This is a genomic window from Novosphingobium oxfordense, assembly GCF_044029435.1.
GTDB lineage: Bacteria > Pseudomonadota > Alphaproteobacteria > Sphingomonadales > Sphingomonadaceae > Novosphingobium.
The window spans coordinates 120,472-138,373 of the sequence record NZ_CP147005.1 but is presented as its reverse complement, the minus strand read 5'-3'; the positions used below and the strand labels follow the sequence as shown (position 1 = coordinate 138,373).

The window sequence follows — 17,902 nt, the reverse complement described above, 5'->3', positions numbered from 1 at the left end:
TCGACACCCCGCGTGCAAATCACCATATCGGCGCCATGAACGCACCGGACCTGATCGACAAGCCCTATGCCCTGACCGAGCGGATCGCCCCGCTGGTCCGGCGCGTGCTCGCGCGCAATCCTTCGCCGTTCACCTACACCGGCACGCAGACTTATGTAGTGGGCGACGGCAGCGAGGTTGCCGTGATCGACCCCGGCCCGGCCGACGAAGAGCATATCGAGGCGATCCTGCATGCCGTGGGCGACGCGCGCCTTGTCGCCATTGCCTGCACGCATACGCATCGCGATCACTCGCCCGCCGCTGCCCCGCTGAAGGCGCGCACCGGCGCGCCGATCATCGGCTGCGCACCGCTGACGCTGGACGACGACGGCCCCCGCGCCGACGCTGCCTTCGACCCCGACTACGCACCGGACCGCGTGCTGGCCGATGGCGAGGCGATTTCCGGCGAAGGCTGGACGCTGGAAGCCGTCGCCACCCCCGGCCACACCTCCAACCACCTCTGCTTCGCCCTGCCGGAAACCGGCGCACTGTTCACCGGCGATCATGTGATGGGCTGGTCCACCAGCGTCGTCTCCCCGCCAGACGGCGACATGACCGCCTATATGGAAAGCCTGTCCAAGCTCTACGCGCGTGAGCAGGATGCGATCTATTTCCCCGCTCATGGCCCTGCCGTGGAAAAGCCGCGCCAGCTGGTGCGCGGCATGATCGGCCACCGCCGCCAGCGCGAGCGCCAGATCCTGAAGCAGATCGAAGCAGGTCACCAGACCATCGGCGAGATGGTGCCCCGCATGTACAAGGGCGTGGACGAAAGACTATGGCCGGCGGCAGGACGCTCCGTTCTTGCCCATCTTCTTGATCTGGAAAGAAGAAGCCTTGTAAATCGCGAAAACGACACTTGGACGCTCGTCGCGACCGGACAGTAATTCGTCGAAATCACGTATTACTCGAACCTACTTTCAAGTATTATACGCCCCATCACGAATAATGGGGCCCGTGGATACGGGGAAGTGGGGAGACTTCAAATGGCGACTATGCCTCAGGCGCGGATTCGCGCCTTTTCGTTCTGGCAGAAGATGGCGATCGGGCTTTCGGCCTTCATCCTCTTCGCCTTCGCGCAATTCGGCCTGCGTGGCTTCGTCGATTACGCCCATGCACCGCTGGTCATGCACCTGCACGGCATGGCGATGGTGGCGTGGCTGGGGCTGCTGACCACGCAATCGCTGCTGGCAGGGCGAAGTGGGCCAAGTTCGGGAGGACTGGCCCTGCATCGCCGGCTGGGCTGGGCGAGCGCGGTGATGGTGCCGACGATGGTGGTGCTGGCCAGCGCGCTCTGCTTCACCGCGCTGAAGCTGCACATGTTCCCGCCGTTCTTCACGCCCGCCTACTTCCTGGCGCTGGTCCATGTAGAGGCGGCGTTCTTCGCGCTGCTGGTGTTCATGGCGGTTTCGCGGCGAGGGCAGAGCGACTGGCACAAGCGGTTGATGATCGGCTCCACGATCGTTCTGATGGAACCCGCCTTGGGACGCCTGCTGCCGATGCCGCTGATCGTGCCCTGGGGCGAATGGGTATCGATGGTGGTCCAGCTTGGCGTGGTCCTGCTGATCGTGCGCCATGACCAGCGCGAGATCGGCCATACCCATCCGGCCACCATGGCGGTGGCGATGGTGGTGATCCTCTCGCACGCGATCGTGGAACTGCTGGCGGTCACGCCCGGGTGGATCGCCTTGGCTGCCCGCTTCGCGGCGTGAATTTCCGCTTGGGCATCGCGGCAACCGTCCCTAGATAGGCCGCAAATTCCGGGCATCGAACCGGACCGGCCAGATAGAGGGACACCATGACCGCAATTCCCGCCAACCTTTCCGGGCTCGACCTGCGTGCCGAGATCGAACGGCTGCGCAAGGAGCGCAATGCGGTGATCCTGGCGCACTATTACCAGCGCCCGGAACTTCAGGATCTGGCCGATTTCGTGGGCGACAGCCTGGAACTCAGCCGCAAGGCGGCCGAGACCGATGCCGACGTGATCGCCTTCTGCGGCGTGAAGTTCATGGCCGAAACCGCCAAGATCCTTTCGCCCGAAAAGATCGTGGTGCTGCCGGACATGGAAGCGGGTTGCAGCCTTGAAGATTCGTGCCCCCCGGAAAAGTTCGCCGCCTTCCGCGCCGCGCATCCGGACCACATCGCGCTGACCTACATCAACTGCTCGACCGAGGTGAAGGCGCTGTCCGACATCATCGTCACCAGTTCCAGCGCCGAGACGATCCTGCAGCAGATCCCGGCCGACCAGAAGATCATCTTCGGCCCGGACCGTCACCTTGGCGGCTATCTCAGCCGCAAGTTCGGACGCGAGATGCTGCTGTGGCCGGGCGTCTGCATCGTGCATGAGGCGTTCAGTGAAACCGAACTGCTGAAGCTGAAGGCGCAGCATCCCAATGCGCCGATCGCCGCGCACCCGGAATGCCCGCCGCACATCGTCGACCATGCGGACTATGTCGGCTCCACCAGCGGCATCCTGCAATATGCGAAGACCACCGATGCCGACACGCTGATCGTCGCCACCGAACCGCACATCATCCACCAGATGCAGCTGGCGATCCCGGACAAGACCTTCATCGGCGCGCCGGGCGCGGACGGCAACTGCAACTGCAACATCTGTCCTTACATGGCGCTCAACACCATGGAAAAGCTCTACATCGCCTTGCGCGATCTGGAGCCGCGCATCGAGATCGACGAACAGCTTCGTCTGGATGCCAAGAAGAGCCTGGATCGCATGCTGGACATGGCCAGCGGCACCGTGGGCAAGGGCGATCTCGGCAACCGCTGAGGTTTGTATTCGGGGGCGTGGGCGGGCGATGCGCCTACCGCCCCCTCCCCGCTTCCAGTAGCTACTCCAACTGATCCCATAATCCATCGTCGCCCCTGCGCAGGCGGGGGCCCCGCTTTCTTGGGTCGGTGCGCTGTGCATCGAAGAACGAGCGGGATCCCCACCTTCGCGGGGATGACGGGGGCTTTTAGTGATGGCTTGGGGTGAGGCCCGAATTCCGGGCCAAGAGGAATTCCGGCCAAGAGGTTGGCCCCTCAATGCCGCCTTGCCTCTACGCCCGGAAAAGCGGCCATCACGCGCAAAAATCGGACCGATCCGAGCGGAACCCAGCCATCCTGCGCACCACATTTCGGCTCCACAGCCCATTCGCCCTCACAACCAAACACCGCCGGGCAATTTTCTTTCGCGCTCAATCCGCAGAATTCTGCGATTTCACCTGCAGAAATCGAAAAAATTCGTCCTGTGTATAAATAATCGAACCCGAATCGCTTGCAGGGTCAGGATCTCCTTGATAGAGGCGCCCTCCTACCACGGAGCGGTTGCAAAACGGCTCCGGATGATTGAGCGGTCGTGGCGGAATTGGTAGACGCGCAACGTTGAGGTCGTTGTGGGCGAAAGCCCGTGGAAGTTCGAGTCTTCTCGACCGCACCATCATCCAGATCGGGATCGATAAAAGCCTTCGGGCATCTCCCGATTTTCTTCTGTGGTACTTTCCCTGATACTTGTCTTGATATTGGGATCCCCCTCGGGGCCCTGCTCCGTTCAGGCGTAGGCAGCTTTCGAGCTGCCGTTATTCTCCCGCTTCAGGCTGGCGACTTCGTCATAAACGCCCAACAGCTCTTCGACGATCGCGTAAGTCCGCTCATCATCGACATCGATCGCCTGCGTGCCGTCGGTCAGTTCCACCGCGCGCACCCGCATGCCCAACCGCCGCGATGCGCGTGCCAGCGCGCCGGACAGCGTTTCCATGCCCAGCCGCACCATCAGGAAGCCGACCAGCCCCACCGCGCGCCAGATCCGCATCGCCTCACGGTCGGCCGTGCGGGCGCCGCGAAACACGTTCACCGCATCGACGTAGCGCGGCGACGCCATGCCGTAGAGGTCGCAGGCGGCGAACTCGCCATCGTGCAGCGTTACATAGGCGCAGTCGAGGCCGGGATAGACCGCCTCCACCGCATCGCGGCGGGCCAACGCGAAAGCCACGTCGGCGTTTTCCAGCGCCGCTATCATCGCGTCGATCGAATCCGCCGAAAGCAGCGCGTGATCGGCAGTGGTGACCAGCAGCGGCCCGTCCCAATCCTTTGCCGCCGCGCGCACGCTGGCGGCGATGTCCGCCTGCGCTTCCACCAGCGCCACGGTGCCGCGGCCGGGGGTCTTGGTCAGCACGTCCCACACCGGATCGAAAGCCTCCCGCTCCACGCAGATCGCCAGGCTGGTGACGCGCGGATGCTGCGCGGCGGTCTGCAATATGTGCGCGATCAGTGGACGACCGGCCAGCGGCACCAGGCAGCGGTGACTTTCGCCAAAGCGCTGCGCCAGGCCGTCGGCCCCGCGGCGCGCGGCGCCCGGGCCATGCCCGGCAAGCACCACCAGCCGCAGCGGCTGCGGTTCGTCTTCCAGAGTTTCGGGGATATCCGGAGAAGCCATTACCTCAGCGCCTATGCCGCGCGCGTGTGACAGCGCCGTGACCTAGAGTAAATTGCTCCGGCGCTCCCGATCCGCCGCCCCTTACCTGCCGCCCTCCTACCTGCCGCCCCTCCTACCTGAACGTATACCCGATGCCGAGGCCTACCGTCCACTGGTCCGACTTGCCGCGCAGCGCCGTGAAGGGCGTGTTCTTTCCGTCGTTCAGCATCGCCGAATAGTTGACCACGCCGAACACCGCGAAGCCGCCATCGGTCAAATCGCCCGAAAGGTCGTAGCCCAGCAGCGCGCCCGCGCTCACGGTGTCCCAGCCGGCCTTCGCCTGATATTCGGGCAGCCCGCTGGCGGCCGACTGTTCGGGGGTGACCGAATAGTAATAGTGCGCGTATTCGCTGCCGCCATGATGCGCGCGCACGCTCACGCCCGCCACCATCGCCTTGCTGAGCGGGGTCTTGTAGGTCAGCGACGGGCTCCACGTCATGCCGTGATAGGCATTCACGTCCCACATCACGTCGGCCGAGAGCGTGAGGGAGTCATAGGGATTGAGCAGGCGGTAAGCGGTGACCCCGCCGCTGACGCCGAAAGAGATGGCGGTGTCCAGCTTGCCCGCCGCACGCACCACGTCGTCCTTGATGTTGCGCGCGCGATTGAACGAAAGGCCCGCGACCGGCCCCAGCGAGACGCCGAACTTCGCGTCCTTTCCATCCGGGATCAGGTCGATCGCCAGACCTCGTGCGCGGGGATTCAGGTCGATCCCGTGGTAGGAGCCCTGCACCACCGCGATGGGCGAGAACACCTGATCGTTCGAGCCCTGATAGCTGGGCTGATAGAGCCCGCCCACGCCGACCAACAGATAGTCGCTGGAAATCGAGGTATCGGCATTCGGTGCATTGCCGGCATCGTCGGCATCCTGCGCCATCGCCGGGGCGCACGGAAAGGCAGCCGCCGACAGCAGGGCGACGCAAAGTGCTCTGGGAAAGAAGTGCATGATTTTCCTCTACATCCTCCCACCTCAACGTATGCGAGGATGAGCGGTTGCGAGGACTATTGCACTCGGGCGAACACCGGCTTCGCCTATGCCGCAGGCGCCGGATCGTCGGGAAGCGTACTATCGCCCTCTCCCAACGGGCGCTGCATCAGGAAGACGTCCAGCCACTTGCCATGCTTCCAGCCGGCAGCGGCGAGCGTTCCCACCGGGAAAAAGCCGGCACGCGCGTGGAGCACGACGGAGGCCGGCTCGCTTTCGGCGATCACCGCGAAAGCCTGTCGGAAGCCGCGCGCCTCGCACTGGTCCAGCAGTGCGCTAAGCAACCTGCCGCCGATGCCCCGGCCCACGCAGCCCGGCTCGACATAGATGGTGGTTTCCACGCTGTAGCGATAGCCGGTGCGCGGGCCGTAGCGCTGGGCGAAGCCGAAGCCGATCACGCGTCCTTCACGTCCGTCCTCTTCCACTTCGCGCACCAGCACGAAGGGATAGCCGGCCTCCAGAATCGCGCCGATGCGCCGCCGGGTCTCTTCCTCCCCCGGTGGTTCGGTTTCGAAAGTCGCCGTGCTTTCCAGCACATAGTGCGCATAGATACATGCAATCGCCTTGGCGTCTTCCGGCCCGGCATCGCAGACAGTCAAATCCCCAGTCATCGTCACAAATATGCCGTAATACGGTACGCCTGCCAAGTTGCAGGCGGCGGGTCCCTTCCCTAAACGTCAGGTCGATGGATCACCGCACCTGCACCCTTGCAATCCTTGGCGGCGGCCTTGCCGGATCGCTGATCGCGCTCGCCATGGCGCATCGCCGCCCGGAGGCGCGCGTGCTGCTGATCGAGCGGGGCGAGACGCTGGGCGGCAAGCATGTCTGGTCCTTCTTCGAAAGCGACCTTTCCGCCGAGGGGCGCGAACTGGTGGAGCCGCTGATCGCCGCGCGCTGGCCGGGGTACGAGGTTCACTTTCCCGCCTTCTCCCGCCGCCTGTCCACCCCCTATGCCAGCATGACCAGCGAGCGGCTGGACACCGTCGTACGCGCGGCGCTGCCGGCAGACGCGGTGCTGACGGGCGTGGAAGTGCGCGATGCCAGCCCCACTTCGGTCACACTGGCCGATGGCCGCACGATCGCCGCCGATGCGGTGATCGACGCGCGGGGCACGCACGGCCTGCCGCACATGGCGGGCGGCTGGCAGAAATTCGCCGGACAAATGCTGCGCACCGCCCGCCCCCACGGGTTGGAACGGCCGGTGGTGATGGACGCCCGGGTCGAACAGGCGGACGGCTATCGCTTCGTCTATGCCCTGCCGTTCTCCCCCACCCAGGTCTTCGTCGAGGATACCTACTATGCCGATGGCCCCGCGCTGGACCTGCCGCTGCTGCGAAGCCGCATCGGCGACTATGCGCGCGATGCCGGCTGGCAGGTCGCGGCTGTGGACTATGAGGAGACCGGAGTGCTGCCGGTGATCGCCGCCGGAGACTTCGAACGGTTCTGGACGGCCGCCGAAGTGCCGGATCTGGCGCGTGCCGGGGCCCGCGCGGCGCTTATTCACCCGCTGACGTCCTATTCGCTTCCCGATGCGGTTCGTTTCGCGCATCATCTGACCACTCTCGACAACCTCTCCGGCAACAGCCTAGGAAGGGTCACTCATGCATGGGCCGCAAACCACTGGCGCGGGGGGCGCTACTACCGGATGTTGACTCGCATGCTGTTCGCTGCCGCACCGCCCGGTGCGCGATGGCGCGTGCTCGAAAGGTTCTATCGATTGCCGGAACCACTGGTGGAACGCTTCTACGCAGGCCGCTCCACGCTGGCGGATCGGGCACGGCTACTGATCGGCCGCCCCCCGGTGCCGCTGGGCGCGGCGCTGGCCAGCCTGTCGGGTGGCGGCAGGCCGCTCGCTGATCTGGGAATAGCCGATCCGGGAATGCCGCAATGACCACAGTAGCCTATAGCAAGGCCTGCGTGATCGGCGGCGGCTTCGGCGGCCTTGCGCTGGCCATCCGGTTGCAGAACGCAGGCGTGGAAACCACGCTGGTCGAAGCGCGCGATCAAGTGGGCGGGCGCGCCTGGGTGCGGCAGGAGGAAGGCTTCACTTTCGACGGCGGCCCCACCGTCATCACCGATCCCGCCGCCCTGCGCGAACTCTGGGCGCTGTCCGGCCACGACATGGCCGACGATGTGGACCTGATGCCGGTCATGCCGTTCTACCGGCTGAACTGGACCGACGGGGTGACCTTCGACTATTCGAACGACGACAACGTCCTGCGGCGCGAAATCGCCCGCGTCGCCCCGAACGACATCGGCGGGTACGAAGAATTCCTCCACTATGCGGAGGGGGTCTACCAGGAAGGCTACGTCAAGCTGGGGCACCAGGCGTTCCTGGACTTTACCAGCATGGTGAAGGCGGCGCCGGCGCTGGCGCGCTATCAGGCTTGGCGGTCGGTCTATTCGATGGTCTCCCACTATGTGAAGGACGAGCATCTGCGCCAGGCGCTCTCGTTCCACACATTGCTGGTGGGCGGCAATCCGATGACCACCAGCGCGATCTATGCGCTGATCCACAAGCTGGAAAAGGACGGCGGCGTCTGGTGGGCGCGCGGCGGCACCAACAAGCTGGCGCAGGCGATGGCCCGCCAGTTCGAGCGGATCGGCGGCACCATCCGCCTGGGCGACAAGGTTGCGCACATCCATACGCTGGGCGATCAGGTGACCGAGGTCGAGTGCGAGAGCGGCTGGAAAGCCCGCTTCGACGCAATCGCCAGCAATGGCGACATCATGCATTCCTACCGCGACCTGCTGGCCGGCAGCCTGCGCGGGCAGGAAATGGGCAAGAAGCTGGCGCACAAGCGCTTTTCGCCCAGCGTCTTCGTGGTCCATTTCGGGCTGGAGGGCACTTGGCCGGGCATTCCGCACCACTCCGTGCTGTTTGGCCCGCGCTACAAGGGCCTGCTGGACGACATCTACGAACATGGTGTGCTGCCGCGCGATTTCTCCATCTATCTCCACCATCCCAGCGTCACCGATCCCTCGATGGCGCCGCCGGGCAAGAGCACGTTCTATGCGCTGGTGCCGGTGGCCAATCTGGGCAAGCTGCCGGTCGACTGGAACGAAGTGGGGCCCGTGCTGGAACGCCGCGTACTGGCCGAAGTCAGCCGCCGCCTGATCCCCGATCTGGACGACCGCATCGTCACCAAGTTCCACTATGCGCCGCCCGATCTGGAACGCGACATGGGCGCCTACCGGGGCAATGCCTTCAGCCTGGAGCCGCTGCTGACGCAAAGCGCGTGGTTCCGGGGGCATAACCGGGACGACAAGCTGAAGAACTTCTACCTCGTCGGCGCCGGCACCCATCCGGGCGCGGGCATTCCCGGCGTGGTCGGCAGCGCCAAGGCCACCGCCAAACTGATGGTGGAGCAACTGCGATGAGCCGCGAAGTCAACGCGCTGAACACCGCCTGGGGCTGGACCGGCGTGGAATTCGCGGAGATCGTGGCCCACAGCCTGATGGGGCACATGCTGGTCACCGACAGGGCGGGCGCGTTCCACTACGTCGATCCCGAACTGGGCATGGTCACGCTGCTGGGGGACGAGGCGGCAGCGCGCGACCATATGGCGCAGGACGAAACGCAGGCGATCTGGCGCGCCGACGCGCTGATCGACGCGGCGACCAAGCGGCTTGGCTTCAACGCGCTGGGGGAAGTCTATAGCTTGACGCTTCCGGCGCTGATCGCGGGCGACTATGCGCCCGAGAACCTGATCAAAATCGACTTCGTCAAACTGATCTATCTTACCGGCGACCTGGCCCGGCAGACGCGCGATCTGCCCGATGGTGCGGCGGTGCAATTGAAGGTTATCGACTGAAATGAAGCGTATCGCCGTCTACTGCGGTTCGGCCACCCCCGCCGACCCGCGCTATATCGACCTTGCCCGCGAAGTGGGCGCAACGCTGGCGCGCAAGGGCATCGGCGTGGTCTACGGCGGCGGCCGCCTGGGCCTGATGGGCGCGGTGGCGGCCGGCGCACTTTCTGAAGGCGGTGAAGTGATCGGCGTGATCCCCGAAGCGCTCGTGGGCGGCAACGGCCGCGGCGGCGAAGTGGCCAACAACGACTGCACCGAACTGCACATCGTCAAGACCATGCATGAGCGGAAGGCGGAATTCACCCGCCTGTCGGACGGCTTCATCGTCATCCCCGGCGGCGTGGGCACCATGGACGAGCTGTGGGAAGCGGTAAGCTGGGCGCAGCTGGGCTATCACGACAAGCCGGTGGGCGTGCTCAATTCCTTCGGCTTCTACGACCTGCTGCTGGCGTTCAACCGCCACATGGCCGAAGTGGGCTTCGTTCGCCCGGCGCATCAGGGCATCATCATCGACGATACCGAACTGGAACCCCTCCTCGACCGCATGGCCGCGCATCAGCCGATCGTGCCGATCGTCCGGATGGATCCGAGCACGCTCTAGGACCGGCCATGACGTCCGATCGCGCAGCACTGGTCGAAGCCTCTCGCAAGTCGATCCGCAAGGGTTCGAAAAGCTTTGCGGCGGCCAGCCGGCTGTTCGATCGGACCACGCGCGAACGCGTCTGGCTGCTCTACGCCTGGTGCCGCGCCTGCGACGACATTGCCGATGAACAGGACCACGGCCGCGCCGCGCGCGCGGTGCCGCTGGGCACCCGGCTGGCCCCACAGGACCGGCTGGCGACGATCCGCACCCTGACCGAACTCGCCATGGCGGGGGAGAGCACCGGCACCCCGGCCTTCGACGCGCTGGGCCAGTTGCGCCGCGAAGTGCCCATCGCCGAAGGGCTGGTGGAAGACGTGCTGGCCGGCTTCGCGCTCGACGCCACCGGTTGGCGCCCGCGGAGCGAGGCGGACATGCTGCGCTACTGCTACCACGTGGCCGGCGCGGTGGGGGTGATGATGGCGCTGGTCATGGGCGTGGACGCCGACGACGCGGACACGCTGGACCACGCCTGCGACCTGGGCATCGCCTTCCAACTTGCCAACATCGTGCGCGACGTCTGGGAGGATGATGCCAACGGCCGCTGCTATCTGCCGGAAGAGTGGCTGGCGGAAGCGGACATTCCGCCCGGCGAAGTGACCAAGCCGCACTATCGCCCCGCATTGGTGCCGCTGGTGGCCCGCGCCTGCGCCCTAGCCCGCGAATACGACGCATCCGCCCGCATCGGCGCGGCGCGGCTCGCCTTCCGCCAGCGCTGGGCGGTGCTTTCCGCCGCCGACATCTACGGCGACATCGCGCGCGAGGTGGAGAAGCTGGGCAGCCACGCCTGGGACCACCGCGTGCGCACGTCCCGCATGCAGAAGCTGGCCTTCGTCTGGCAGGCCTGGCGCGAGGCGCGCAGGCCGCCGCACCTCTCAGAAACGCCGCCCCGCCCCATGCCATCGCGGCGCGAACTGGCGGAACTGGCGCACAGCCATCCGGTCATCCGGCCGAGCTGACCCTCCTCCGTCGGCTATAAGGTGCCGGGGATAGCGCCGAAAATCATCGTTTAGCTGGATGACTGAATTAGCCTCGATCCAGTCCGGTTCCACGTTCCACGCTGCCAACCCACACCTTCGTCGTCCCCGCGAAGGCGGGGACCCCGCTTCTTCTTCGCGCCGCTGGACAAGAAAGCGGGGCCCCCGCCTACGCGGGGGCGACGGATAGGGATTTCGGAAGGTCAGCGAATACGCCCCTCGCCCGCGCCAGATTCAGGCGGAGCGTCCACCATACGCCGCTATCCGCCCGACGACAGACAAGCCGCCGGGGTTATCCCGGCCGGCCTGTTTCGCCTGTCATCATCTTGAACGGTGGACCCGAAGGGCGGCAGCGAGATGCGCGCAAGGGGCGATTCGCGGTCGCATCGGGACCATGCCGTGCACGGGCGCGCCCGGCAACCGTTGCACCCTTCGCAATCTGCCGCCCGCCCCGCGCCTGCGGCGAGTTGCGTGCATTACGCACATATGCAGCCAAGTGACGCGACGCGCGTTCTTCCCGTATCCCACCAAGGAGAAGATGCCATGCTTTTCACCATAGCCGCCATCCTCATCATTCTGTGGCTGCTCGGCTTCGTCGTATTCCACGTTTCGGGCGCGTTGATCCACGTGCTGCTGGTGGTCGCGATCGTCGTCGGCCTGGTCCAGCTGTTCCGTGGCCGAAGGGTCTAGTTCGACAGGCGGATAAAAATTCGGGGGCCGCAAGCCCCCGAAATTCGCCTCAGAACTCATGTCCCGCCGTCGGCGGGTGTGCCTTGTAGAAGCCCGGCGGATTGACCCTGCGGAACAGCCGCCCCTTCTCTGAATAGAGCACCAGCGCCAGCGAGGTCAGCCCGCAGACGACCATGGCCGCCAGGATCGGCCGCGCCGTTCCGTCATAGGCCTGCCCGATCAGCGATCCCAGCGCCGCGCCCAGGACCGTCCGCACGAACGACATGACCGACGCCGCCGCCCCCGCGATCCGCGCGAAAGGCTGGAGGGAGATCGCCTGGAAGTTCGCACCGATGAAGCTCATCATGCACATCGTCGCGGTCATCAGCGGGATGAAGACCCACAGGCTCTCTCCCCGCATCGCCAGCACCAGATGGATCGCCGCGAACAGGATGTAGCAGCACAACGCCGCGTGAGAGACGCGGCGGGCGCCGAACCGTTCGACAATGCGCGAATTGGCGAAGTTGCTGCAGGCCATCACCAGAGCCATCGCCCCGAACACCACGGGAAACAGCGTGCCCGCCCCGAAATGCTCGCCCACCAGCTGCTGGGCGGAATTGATGTAGCCGAACAGCGCACCCTGCACGAAAGCCGCGCCCATGAAATAGCCGAGCGAGGCGCGCTCCTTCATCGCCAGCGCCATGTTGCCGGCGATCACGCGCGGCTGGATCGGCTGGCGATAATCGGGATGGAGCGTTTCCGGCAGGCGCAGCGCGCTCCAGCCGAACACCAGCACGCCCATCGTACACATGATCCCGAAGATCCAGCGCCAGCCGGCGAACAGCAGCACGGTCTGGCCGATCATCGGCGCCACCATCGGCACGACCATGAAGGTCATCGCCACCAGCGACTGCGTGCGCGCCATGCGATCGCCGTCGAACCGATCGCGCAGGATGGTCATCGGCATGACCATCATTGCCGAACAGAACGCCCCCATGAACCCGCGCGCGATCAGCAGCAGCGTGAAGCTGCCCGAAATCGCGCAAAGGAAGGCGGTGATCACGTAAGCGCCGATCGCGGTCAGCACCACCGGCCGCCGCCCGAACCGGTCCGCCAGCGCGCCGGGGAACAGCGATCCCAGGCCTGACGAGATCAGGAACACGCCCACGATCAACTGGCGCTGATTGGGATCGGCCAGATGCAGATCGCGCGAAATCGCGCCGAGCGCAGGCAGCATGACATCGATCGAAAGCGCCATCAGCGCCTGGAGCGAGGCCATCAGGATCACGAATTCGACTTCCCCCATCGGGAAGCGGTCGGATTTGGCATCGGGGGAACGCATGACTCGCCCATGCCGCATGTGCGAAAGAAGCGCCAGCCCTAAGGCCAGCCTTGATTAGGGCGTAAACTCATAAATGGCACTATCGAGGTTTGAAGCAAAATGGTTCAGTGCAAGGAAGGAAGGCGCCGGAATATGTCGATATTTCAAGACTTCCTGACGCAGCAATGGACCATTTTGGTCAAATCCCGAAGGGACGCACAAATGGCTTCCATCTCGAACCGAAGTGACCTTGGACGGGCAACCAGCCCGCCCAGCGGCCTCTTCGGCCCGAGCTGTTCGCCATTTGGGCGCCTCGATAGTGCCATTTATGAGTTTACGCCCTAACCTCAGGCGCAGCCTTCGACGTAGGCGAGCACCGGCATCGTGCCGACGTGAACCGCGCTCACCTTGCCGTCATGCCCGATCTCGAACCGCAGGGCGGAATCGCCGCCCTTGGCGTTGGGCGCGGTGATGTACTTGGCCGGTGCCGCCTCGTACTTGTGCGGTTCCTCCCGGAAGCCGGCGAACCACTTCTTCACGTCCGCCTCGCTGGAACCGACGCCGACGCCTTCGACCAGCCTGACCTCGGACCGCTTGCCCAGCGTGATCCGCCGCACCTTCCCCTGCTCGACGATGGCGTAGACGCCGGGATAATCCGGCGAAGTGACCGTGTGGCAGGAATCGGAAACCTGCGCCCCGCGCTCCGCCCAGGACGAGCCGGAGGGCACCGGCGCACCGATGCGCAAGTCGCCCAGCCCCTCCAGCGACAGCACTTTGCCGCCGGCTGCAGGCGTAGCGGTCGGCGCTTCGGTCACGGCCTCGTCCGGCAAGGCAGGCTCGGTCGCCGTCTCGCCAGTCTGTTCCGAGGCCTGTTCGGGCGTCTTGCCCGGCTCGGAGGAACAGGCCGCCAGTGCAACGGCCAGCGCGGACACGGTGAGGAGGTTTTTCATGGCGGCTACAACGTCAGGCAACCGCAACTGTTCCTCCGACATCGCCTCAATCGCCGTTCAGGCGCGCGATCAAGGCCATTGCCGCTGCCGGGGCCCGCTCCTTCGCGCCATTGATGAAGAACACGAAGACTTCCTTGCCGTCATTCGACCATCCCTCGATCTTCTTCGCCCATGCGTCGAGTTCGGCGTCCGGATAGCCCTGTTCGATCTCCGCGCGGGCGTTCTGGAGGCGGGCGTAGACGAAGGGCGCGGCATCGGCCGCCTTGTCGAAGGCCGGATATTTCGGGCTGTCGGCCAGGATCACGGCGACGCCGGCCTTGCGGGCAAGGTCGAAGAAGGCCGGATCGTCGAAGCTTTCGTGCCGCGCTTCGATCGCGTGGCGCAAGTGCAGCCCTTCGTGCTTGTTCGGCAGCAGGGCGAAGAAGGCGGCGATCTCTTCCGCGTCGAACTTCTTGGTGGCGGCCAGCTGCCAGTTGATCGGGGCCAGCTTTGCGCCCAGTTCGACGATGCCCTGTTCCACGAAGTTGGTCACGCTCTCACCCGCTTCGGCAAGGTTCTTGCGGTTGGTGCAGTAGCGCGATCCCTTCAGCGCGAAGCGGAAGCCATCGGGCACGGTATCGCGCCACTTGATGTAGCTGGCGGGCTTCTGCCGGCCGTAGAAGGTGGCGTTGATCTCGGTGCCGGTAAGGTGCTGGCCCACGTATTCCAGTTCCCGCGCCTTGGAGACGGTCTTGGGATAGAACGTTTCCCGCCAGGGGTCGTAGCTCCAGCCGCCGATGCCGACATGGACCTTGCCGATATGTTTGCTCATGCCCGCCCTCTCCTTCGTGCTCGCCAAACCGGGTCTGCCCTGTCATGGGCAGCGATAACAGGAGAATACGACATGTCGGGCGACGACGAAGACTATATCTACGACGAGGATAGCGGCGAATGGCTGCCCGCCTCCGAACTGGCGGCCAAGCAGGCCGCGGCGAACACCGTGGAAGTGCGCGATGCGGTGGGCAACCTGCTGGCGGACGGCGATGCGGTGACGCTGATCAAGGACCTGGACGTGAAGGGCGCAGGCCAGACGCTGAAGCGCGGCACCCTGATCCCCTCCATCCGCCTGACCGGCGACGCGCAGGAGATCGACTGCAAGTATCCCGGCATCAAGGGCCTGGTGCTGCGCGCGGAATTCGTGCGCAAGCGCTGAGTAAACCGGAGCGCCCTTACTTGCGCGACAGGCGCCGGCGATTGGCCCTGACGCGCTTGCCATAGTGGCGCACCGTCTTGCGCGCGGCGGTTTCGGGCGCCATCGGACCGCCCCAGAACAGCTTCACGGCCAGTTCGGCATTGGCCTGAAGCTTTTCGGTGACCATCCGCGCGTTTTCATGGCTGCTGCCGCGCCCGGTCATGATGTCGGTGGTGCGCATGCCGATCACCATCATCGAATCCGCCCATAGGCGGTAACTGTCGCTGGCAAGGCCGAACCAAGCTGCGGTGGGATTGCGCGCCATCGAGTCACCTTTTCATCGAACCGTTGGGCGTGCAATCTGGCATGTCAGCCCGGGGCATGGCCATAGGCGGCAAGGATCTCCAGCACCCGCTCCGCCGAGATGCCGCTATCCTGCGCCAGACCGAGCGGGTGGCTGCCATCCTGCAACCACAGCAGCGGCCGTTGCCCGGGAATCGAGGCCCTTGGCTGAACCCAGACGGCGGGCAGCTCCGAACCTTCCCCGTAACCCAACAGCCGGTTGCAGAGCCAACCGCTCCACAGGCCTTCCTCTTCGTGGGATCCGGAGACGAAGGCAGCCACGTATTCCTCGAAATGGGTGCGCGAAAGCGTGGTCCAGCAGGCGAAATGGAAGGGATCGGCCAACCCGATCACCGGGATCGACAGCACCGCGCGCACCATGAAGTAGCGGCCGGCCAGCACGCAGAAATCTTCGGAAAGGAAATCCCCGTCCAGCCGCAGCGCGGAATTCGGCGCGTGGGCCTGCCCGTGCGGCCAGAGATCAGGCGCGCCCGCCCCCAGCACGAAGGGCCAGCCGTGCGCCGTATCGCACTGCCGGCAGTGCCAACGCCCGCGCTCCAACCGTTGCACGGGCGTTGGCTGCTCTCTCCGGTCGATATCGAGCACGGTCGGCGCGCCTGATCCGGGGTCAGTCGTGCTCGCGGCCGCCGGCCCCCATGTAGAGTTCGCTGCCGGTTTCCTTGAACACCTTGCTCATCTGCGCCATTCCGGCCTCCGCCTCGCTGATGGCGAGTTTTCCGCCCTCTTCCGCCGCGATGAAGCCGGTGCTCGGCTGGTTCTGCTTCGCGGCGAAGTCCCGCACTTCCTGGCTGATTTTCATCGAGCAGAACTTCGGCCCGCACATCGAGCAGAAATGCGCGGATTTCGCGCCCTCTGCCGGCAACGTCTGGTCGTGGTATTGCTCCGCCGTGTCGGGATCGAGGCTGAGGTTGAACTGGTCGCGCCAGCGGAATTCGAACCGGGCGCGGCTGAGGGCATCGTCGCGGACCTTCGCGGCGGGGTGCCCCTTGGCAAGATCAGCCGCATGGGCGGCCAGCTTGTAAGTGACGACGCCCACTTTCACGTCATCCCGGTCCGGCAGGCCAAGGTGCTCTTTGGGCGTGACGTAGCAGAGCATCGCCGTGCCGTACCAGCCGATCATGGCCGCGCCGATGCCGCTGGTGATGTGGTCGTAACCCGGCGCGATGTCGGTAACGAGCGGCCCGAGGGTGTAGAACGGCGCTTCGCCGCAAGCCTCAAGCTGCTTGTCCATGTTCTCCTTCACCTTGTGCATCGGCACATGGCCCGGGCCCTCGATCATCACCTGCACGTCCTGTGCCCAGGCGCGCTTCGTCAGTTCGCCCAGCGTGTAGAGTTCGGCGAACTGCGCCTCGTCATTGGCATCCGCGATCGAGCCGGGGCGCAGGCCGTCACCCAGCGAATAGGCGACGTCGTAGACCTTCATGATCTCGGTAATCTCATCGAAGCGTTCGTAGAGGAACGATTCCCGGTGATGCGCCAGGCACCACTTGGCCATGATCGATCCGCCCCGGCTGACGATGCCGGTCACGCGCTTGGCGGCGAGCGGCACGAAAGGCAGGCGCACCCCGGCGTGGATCGTGAAGTAGTCCACGCCCTGCTCGGCCTGTTCGATCAGCGTGTCGCGGAACACGTCCCAGGTCAGGTCCTCGGCAATGCCGCCGACTTTCTCCAGCGCCTGATAGATCGGCACGGTGCCGATCGGCACGGGGCTGTTGCGGATGATCCATTCGCGGGTGTCGTGGATGTTGCGCCCGGTGGAGAGGTCCATCACCGTGTCCGCACCCCAGCGGATCGACCAGACCATCTTGTCCACCTCGCTCGCCACGTCCGACGCGACGGCGGAGTTGCCGATATTGGCGTTGATCTTGACCAGGAAATTGCGGCCGATCGCCATCGGCTCGCTTTCCGGGTGGTTGATGTTGGAGGGGATGATCGCCCGGCCGCGCGCCACTTCCTCGCGCACGAATTCGGGCGTCACGTAGTCGGGGATGGCGGCGCCCCAGTCTTGCCCGTCGCGCGCATATTCCTTCAGCATCGCGCGGCCGAGATTCTCTCGCTCGGCGACGTATTCCATCTCCGGCGTGATGATCCCGGCCCTGGCATAGTGCATCTGGCTGACGTTCATGCCCGGCTTCGCACGCAGCGGGCGCTTCACGACATTGGGGAATGCCGGGACGCCGCCCGAACGGTCCGGGCCGAGCTGGCCGTTGTCCTCCGGCTTCACCGCGCGGGCTGCGTAGTCCTCCACATCGCCGCGCGCGAGGATCCATTCGCGGCGCTTGGCGGCAAGGCCGGCGGCGATGTCGATGGTGACGCTGGGATCGGTGTATGGACCCGAGGTGTCGTAGACACGCACGGGTGCCTCGCCCGATCCCGGCTCAAGGTGAATTTCCCGCATGGCAACGCCAAGCGGCCCGACGTGAATCTTCTTAGACCCGCGAATGGGCCCAGTGGTAACGCCGATTTCCAATGTGGAATTGATGTCGGCCATAAGCGATTTTCCTTCG

19 protein-coding genes and 1 tRNA gene are annotated in these 17,902 nt (G+C 65.2%); 11 read left to right on the top strand and 9 right to left on the bottom strand.

Annotated features, from left to right (window positions below):
• Positions 1-35: 35 nt before the first annotated feature.
• The 4 genes from WBP07_RS00675 (at position 36) to WBP07_RS00660 (ending at position 3,472) form a co-directional block, all read left to right on the top strand.
• Complete coding sequence (locus WBP07_RS00675) at positions 36-923, top strand: MBL fold metallo-hydrolase (protein ID WP_395393495.1); 888 nt, start codon at positions 36-38, stop codon at positions 921-923.
• Between the two features lie 99 nt (positions 924-1,022).
• Positions 1,023-1,748 (top strand): hypothetical protein, encoded by a 726-nt coding sequence (locus tag WBP07_RS00670; RefSeq protein ID WP_395393494.1) that lies wholly within the window; start codon positions 1,023-1,025, stop codon positions 1,746-1,748.
• Positions 1,749-1,834: 86 nt separating this feature from the next.
• On the top strand, positions 1,835-2,821 hold the full coding sequence (nadA, locus tag WBP07_RS00665; protein ID WP_395393492.1) for a quinolinate synthase NadA: 987 nt from the start codon (positions 1,835-1,837) through the stop codon (positions 2,819-2,821).
• Positions 2,822-3,385: 564 nt separating this feature from the next.
• Positions 3,386-3,472, top strand: a tRNA-Leu gene (locus WBP07_RS00660).
• A 111-nt stretch (positions 3,473-3,583) separates the two neighbouring features.
• On the opposite strand, the gene WBP07_RS00655 is transcribed toward WBP07_RS00660, so the two are convergent.
• The 3 genes from WBP07_RS00655 to WBP07_RS00645 form a co-directional block, all read right to left on the bottom strand.
• Positions 3,584-4,468 carry an NTP transferase domain-containing protein gene (locus WBP07_RS00655; protein WP_395393490.1) on the bottom strand — a complete coding sequence of 295 codons (885 nt, stop codon included), beginning with the start codon at positions 4,466-4,468 and terminating at the stop codon, positions 3,584-3,586.
• A 112-nt stretch (positions 4,469-4,580) separates the two neighbouring features.
• Entirely contained in the window at positions 4,581-5,453 is an 873-nt protein-coding gene (locus tag WBP07_RS00650; RefSeq protein ID WP_395393489.1) for a MipA/OmpV family protein, read from the bottom strand.
• A gap of 86 nt (positions 5,454-5,539) precedes the next feature.
• A complete protein-coding gene (locus WBP07_RS00645) occupies positions 5,540-6,103 on the bottom strand; it encodes a GNAT family N-acetyltransferase (protein WP_395393487.1) in 564 nt (187 codons plus the stop codon).
• 74 nt (positions 6,104-6,177) lie between these two features.
• On the opposite strand from WBP07_RS00645, the gene crtY reads away from it, so the two are divergent.
• The 6 genes from crtY to WBP07_RS00615 all read left to right on the top strand — a co-directional run bounded on the left by crtY (position 6,178) and on the right by WBP07_RS00615 (position 11,611).
• Complete coding sequence (gene crtY, locus WBP07_RS00640; RefSeq protein ID WP_395393486.1) at positions 6,178-7,383, top strand: lycopene beta-cyclase CrtY; 1,206 nt, start codon at positions 6,178-6,180, stop codon at positions 7,381-7,383.
• Positions 7,380-8,873: a phytoene desaturase gene (locus tag WBP07_RS00635; protein WP_395393484.1), complete on the top strand. Its 1,494-nt coding sequence runs from the start codon at positions 7,380-7,382 to the stop codon at positions 8,871-8,873. The genes crtY and WBP07_RS00635 overlap by 4 nt, the downstream gene beginning before the upstream one ends.
• Positions 8,870-9,307 (top strand): hypothetical protein, encoded by a 438-nt coding sequence (locus WBP07_RS00630; protein WP_395393482.1) that lies wholly within the window; start codon positions 8,870-8,872, stop codon positions 9,305-9,307. Before WBP07_RS00635 ends, WBP07_RS00630 begins: the two co-directional genes overlap by 4 nt.
• 1 nt (position 9,308) lies before the next feature.
• Positions 9,309-9,905, top strand: a complete 597-nt coding sequence (locus tag WBP07_RS00625) for a TIGR00730 family Rossman fold protein (protein ID WP_395393480.1) — start codon at positions 9,309-9,311, stop codon at positions 9,903-9,905.
• An 8-nt stretch (positions 9,906-9,913) separates the two neighbouring features.
• The gene (locus tag WBP07_RS00620) at positions 9,914-10,903 is read left to right on the top strand and encodes a phytoene/squalene synthase family protein (RefSeq protein ID WP_395393479.1); all 990 of its coding nucleotides are present in this window, start codon (positions 9,914-9,916) and stop codon (positions 10,901-10,903) included.
• Between the two features lie 561 nt (positions 10,904-11,464).
• Positions 11,465-11,611, top strand: coding sequence for a lmo0937 family membrane protein (locus tag WBP07_RS00615; RefSeq protein ID WP_395393478.1), 147 nt, complete (start codon positions 11,465-11,467; stop codon positions 11,609-11,611).
• 49 nt (positions 11,612-11,660) lie between these two features.
• Here the strand turns inward: WBP07_RS00615 and WBP07_RS00610 are convergent, their stop codons facing one another.
• The 3 genes from WBP07_RS00610 to WBP07_RS00600 form a co-directional block, all read right to left on the bottom strand.
• Positions 11,661-12,932, bottom strand: coding sequence for a multidrug effflux MFS transporter (locus tag WBP07_RS00610; protein ID WP_395393476.1), 1,272 nt, complete (start codon positions 12,930-12,932; stop codon positions 11,661-11,663).
• Between the two features lie 326 nt (positions 12,933-13,258).
• A complete protein-coding gene (locus tag WBP07_RS00605; RefSeq protein WP_395393475.1) occupies positions 13,259-13,861 on the bottom strand; it encodes a hypothetical protein in 603 nt (200 codons plus the stop codon).
• Between the two features lie 46 nt (positions 13,862-13,907).
• The gene (locus WBP07_RS00600; protein WP_395393474.1) at positions 13,908-14,672 is read right to left on the bottom strand and encodes a DUF72 domain-containing protein; all 765 of its coding nucleotides are present in this window, start codon (positions 14,670-14,672) and stop codon (positions 13,908-13,910) included.
• A gap of 72 nt (positions 14,673-14,744) precedes the next feature.
• Between WBP07_RS00600 and WBP07_RS00595 the strand changes: the two genes are divergently transcribed.
• Positions 14,745-15,053: an alkylphosphonate utilization protein gene (locus WBP07_RS00595; protein ID WP_395393473.1), complete on the top strand. Its 309-nt coding sequence runs from the start codon at positions 14,745-14,747 to the stop codon at positions 15,051-15,053.
• 16 nt (positions 15,054-15,069) lie between these two features.
• Here WBP07_RS00595 and WBP07_RS00590 read toward each other — a convergent pair whose 3' ends face one another.
• From WBP07_RS00590 to thiC, 3 genes are read right to left on the bottom strand one after another with little or no spacing between them, the layout of a single operon-like run.
• Complete coding sequence (locus WBP07_RS00590) at positions 15,070-15,357, bottom strand: hypothetical protein (protein WP_395393471.1); 288 nt, start codon at positions 15,355-15,357, stop codon at positions 15,070-15,072.
• A 44-nt stretch (positions 15,358-15,401) separates the two neighbouring features.
• Positions 15,402-15,980, bottom strand: coding sequence for a DUF2199 domain-containing protein (locus tag WBP07_RS00585; protein ID WP_395393468.1), 579 nt, complete (start codon positions 15,978-15,980; stop codon positions 15,402-15,404).
• Positions 15,981-16,002: 22 nt separating this feature from the next.
• Entirely contained in the window at positions 16,003-17,886 is a 1,884-nt protein-coding gene (thiC, locus tag WBP07_RS00580) for a phosphomethylpyrimidine synthase ThiC (RefSeq protein WP_395393466.1), read from the bottom strand.
• Positions 17,887-17,902: the final 16 nt, after the last annotated feature.

What these genes read in the sequence shown, in the direction of transcription:
- WBP07_RS00625 (WP_395393480.1), top strand. Translation starts at nt 9,309, where the DNA reads ATGAAGCGTATCGCCGTCTACTGCGGTTCGGCCACCCCCGCCGACCCG.
- WBP07_RS00630 (WP_395393482.1), top strand. Translation starts at nt 8,870, where the DNA reads ATGAGCCGCGAAGTCAACGCGCTGAACACCGCCTGGGGCTGGACCGGC.
- WBP07_RS00600 (WP_395393474.1), bottom strand. Translation starts at nt 14,672, where the DNA reads ATGAGCAAACATATCGGCAAGGTCCATGTCGGCATCGGCGGCTGGAGC.
- nadA (WP_395393492.1), top strand. Translation starts at nt 1,835, where the DNA reads ATGACCGCAATTCCCGCCAACCTTTCCGGGCTCGACCTGCGTGCCGAG.
- WBP07_RS00615 (WP_395393478.1), top strand. Translation starts at nt 11,465, where the DNA reads ATGCTTTTCACCATAGCCGCCATCCTCATCATTCTGTGGCTGCTCGGC.
- WBP07_RS00655 (WP_395393490.1), bottom strand. Translation starts at nt 4,468, where the DNA reads ATGGCTTCTCCGGATATCCCCGAAACTCTGGAAGACGAACCGCAGCCG.
- WBP07_RS00590 (WP_395393471.1), bottom strand. Translation starts at nt 15,357, where the DNA reads ATGGCGCGCAATCCCACCGCAGCTTGGTTCGGCCTTGCCAGCGACAGT.
- WBP07_RS00670 (WP_395393494.1), top strand. Translation starts at nt 1,023, where the DNA reads ATGGCGACTATGCCTCAGGCGCGGATTCGCGCCTTTTCGTTCTGGCAG.
- WBP07_RS00605 (WP_395393475.1), bottom strand. Translation starts at nt 13,861, where the DNA reads ATGAAAAACCTCCTCACCGTGTCCGCGCTGGCCGTTGCACTGGCGGCC.
- thiC (WP_395393466.1), bottom strand. Translation starts at nt 17,886, where the DNA reads ATGGCCGACATCAATTCCACATTGGAAATCGGCGTTACCACTGGGCCC.
- WBP07_RS00675 (WP_395393495.1), top strand. Translation starts at nt 36, where the DNA reads ATGAACGCACCGGACCTGATCGACAAGCCCTATGCCCTGACCGAGCGG.
- crtY (WP_395393486.1), top strand. Translation starts at nt 6,178, where the DNA reads ATGGATCACCGCACCTGCACCCTTGCAATCCTTGGCGGCGGCCTTGCC.
- WBP07_RS00620 (WP_395393479.1), top strand. Translation starts at nt 9,914, where the DNA reads ATGACGTCCGATCGCGCAGCACTGGTCGAAGCCTCTCGCAAGTCGATC.
- WBP07_RS00650 (WP_395393489.1), bottom strand. Translation starts at nt 5,453, where the DNA reads ATGCACTTCTTTCCCAGAGCACTTTGCGTCGCCCTGCTGTCGGCGGCT.
- WBP07_RS00645 (WP_395393487.1), bottom strand. Translation starts at nt 6,103, where the DNA reads ATGACTGGGGATTTGACTGTCTGCGATGCCGGGCCGGAAGACGCCAAG.
- WBP07_RS00635 (WP_395393484.1), top strand. Translation starts at nt 7,380, where the DNA reads ATGACCACAGTAGCCTATAGCAAGGCCTGCGTGATCGGCGGCGGCTTC.
- WBP07_RS00610 (WP_395393476.1), bottom strand. Translation starts at nt 12,932, where the DNA reads ATGCGTTCCCCCGATGCCAAATCCGACCGCTTCCCGATGGGGGAAGTC.
- WBP07_RS00595 (WP_395393473.1), top strand. Translation starts at nt 14,745, where the DNA reads ATGTCGGGCGACGACGAAGACTATATCTACGACGAGGATAGCGGCGAA.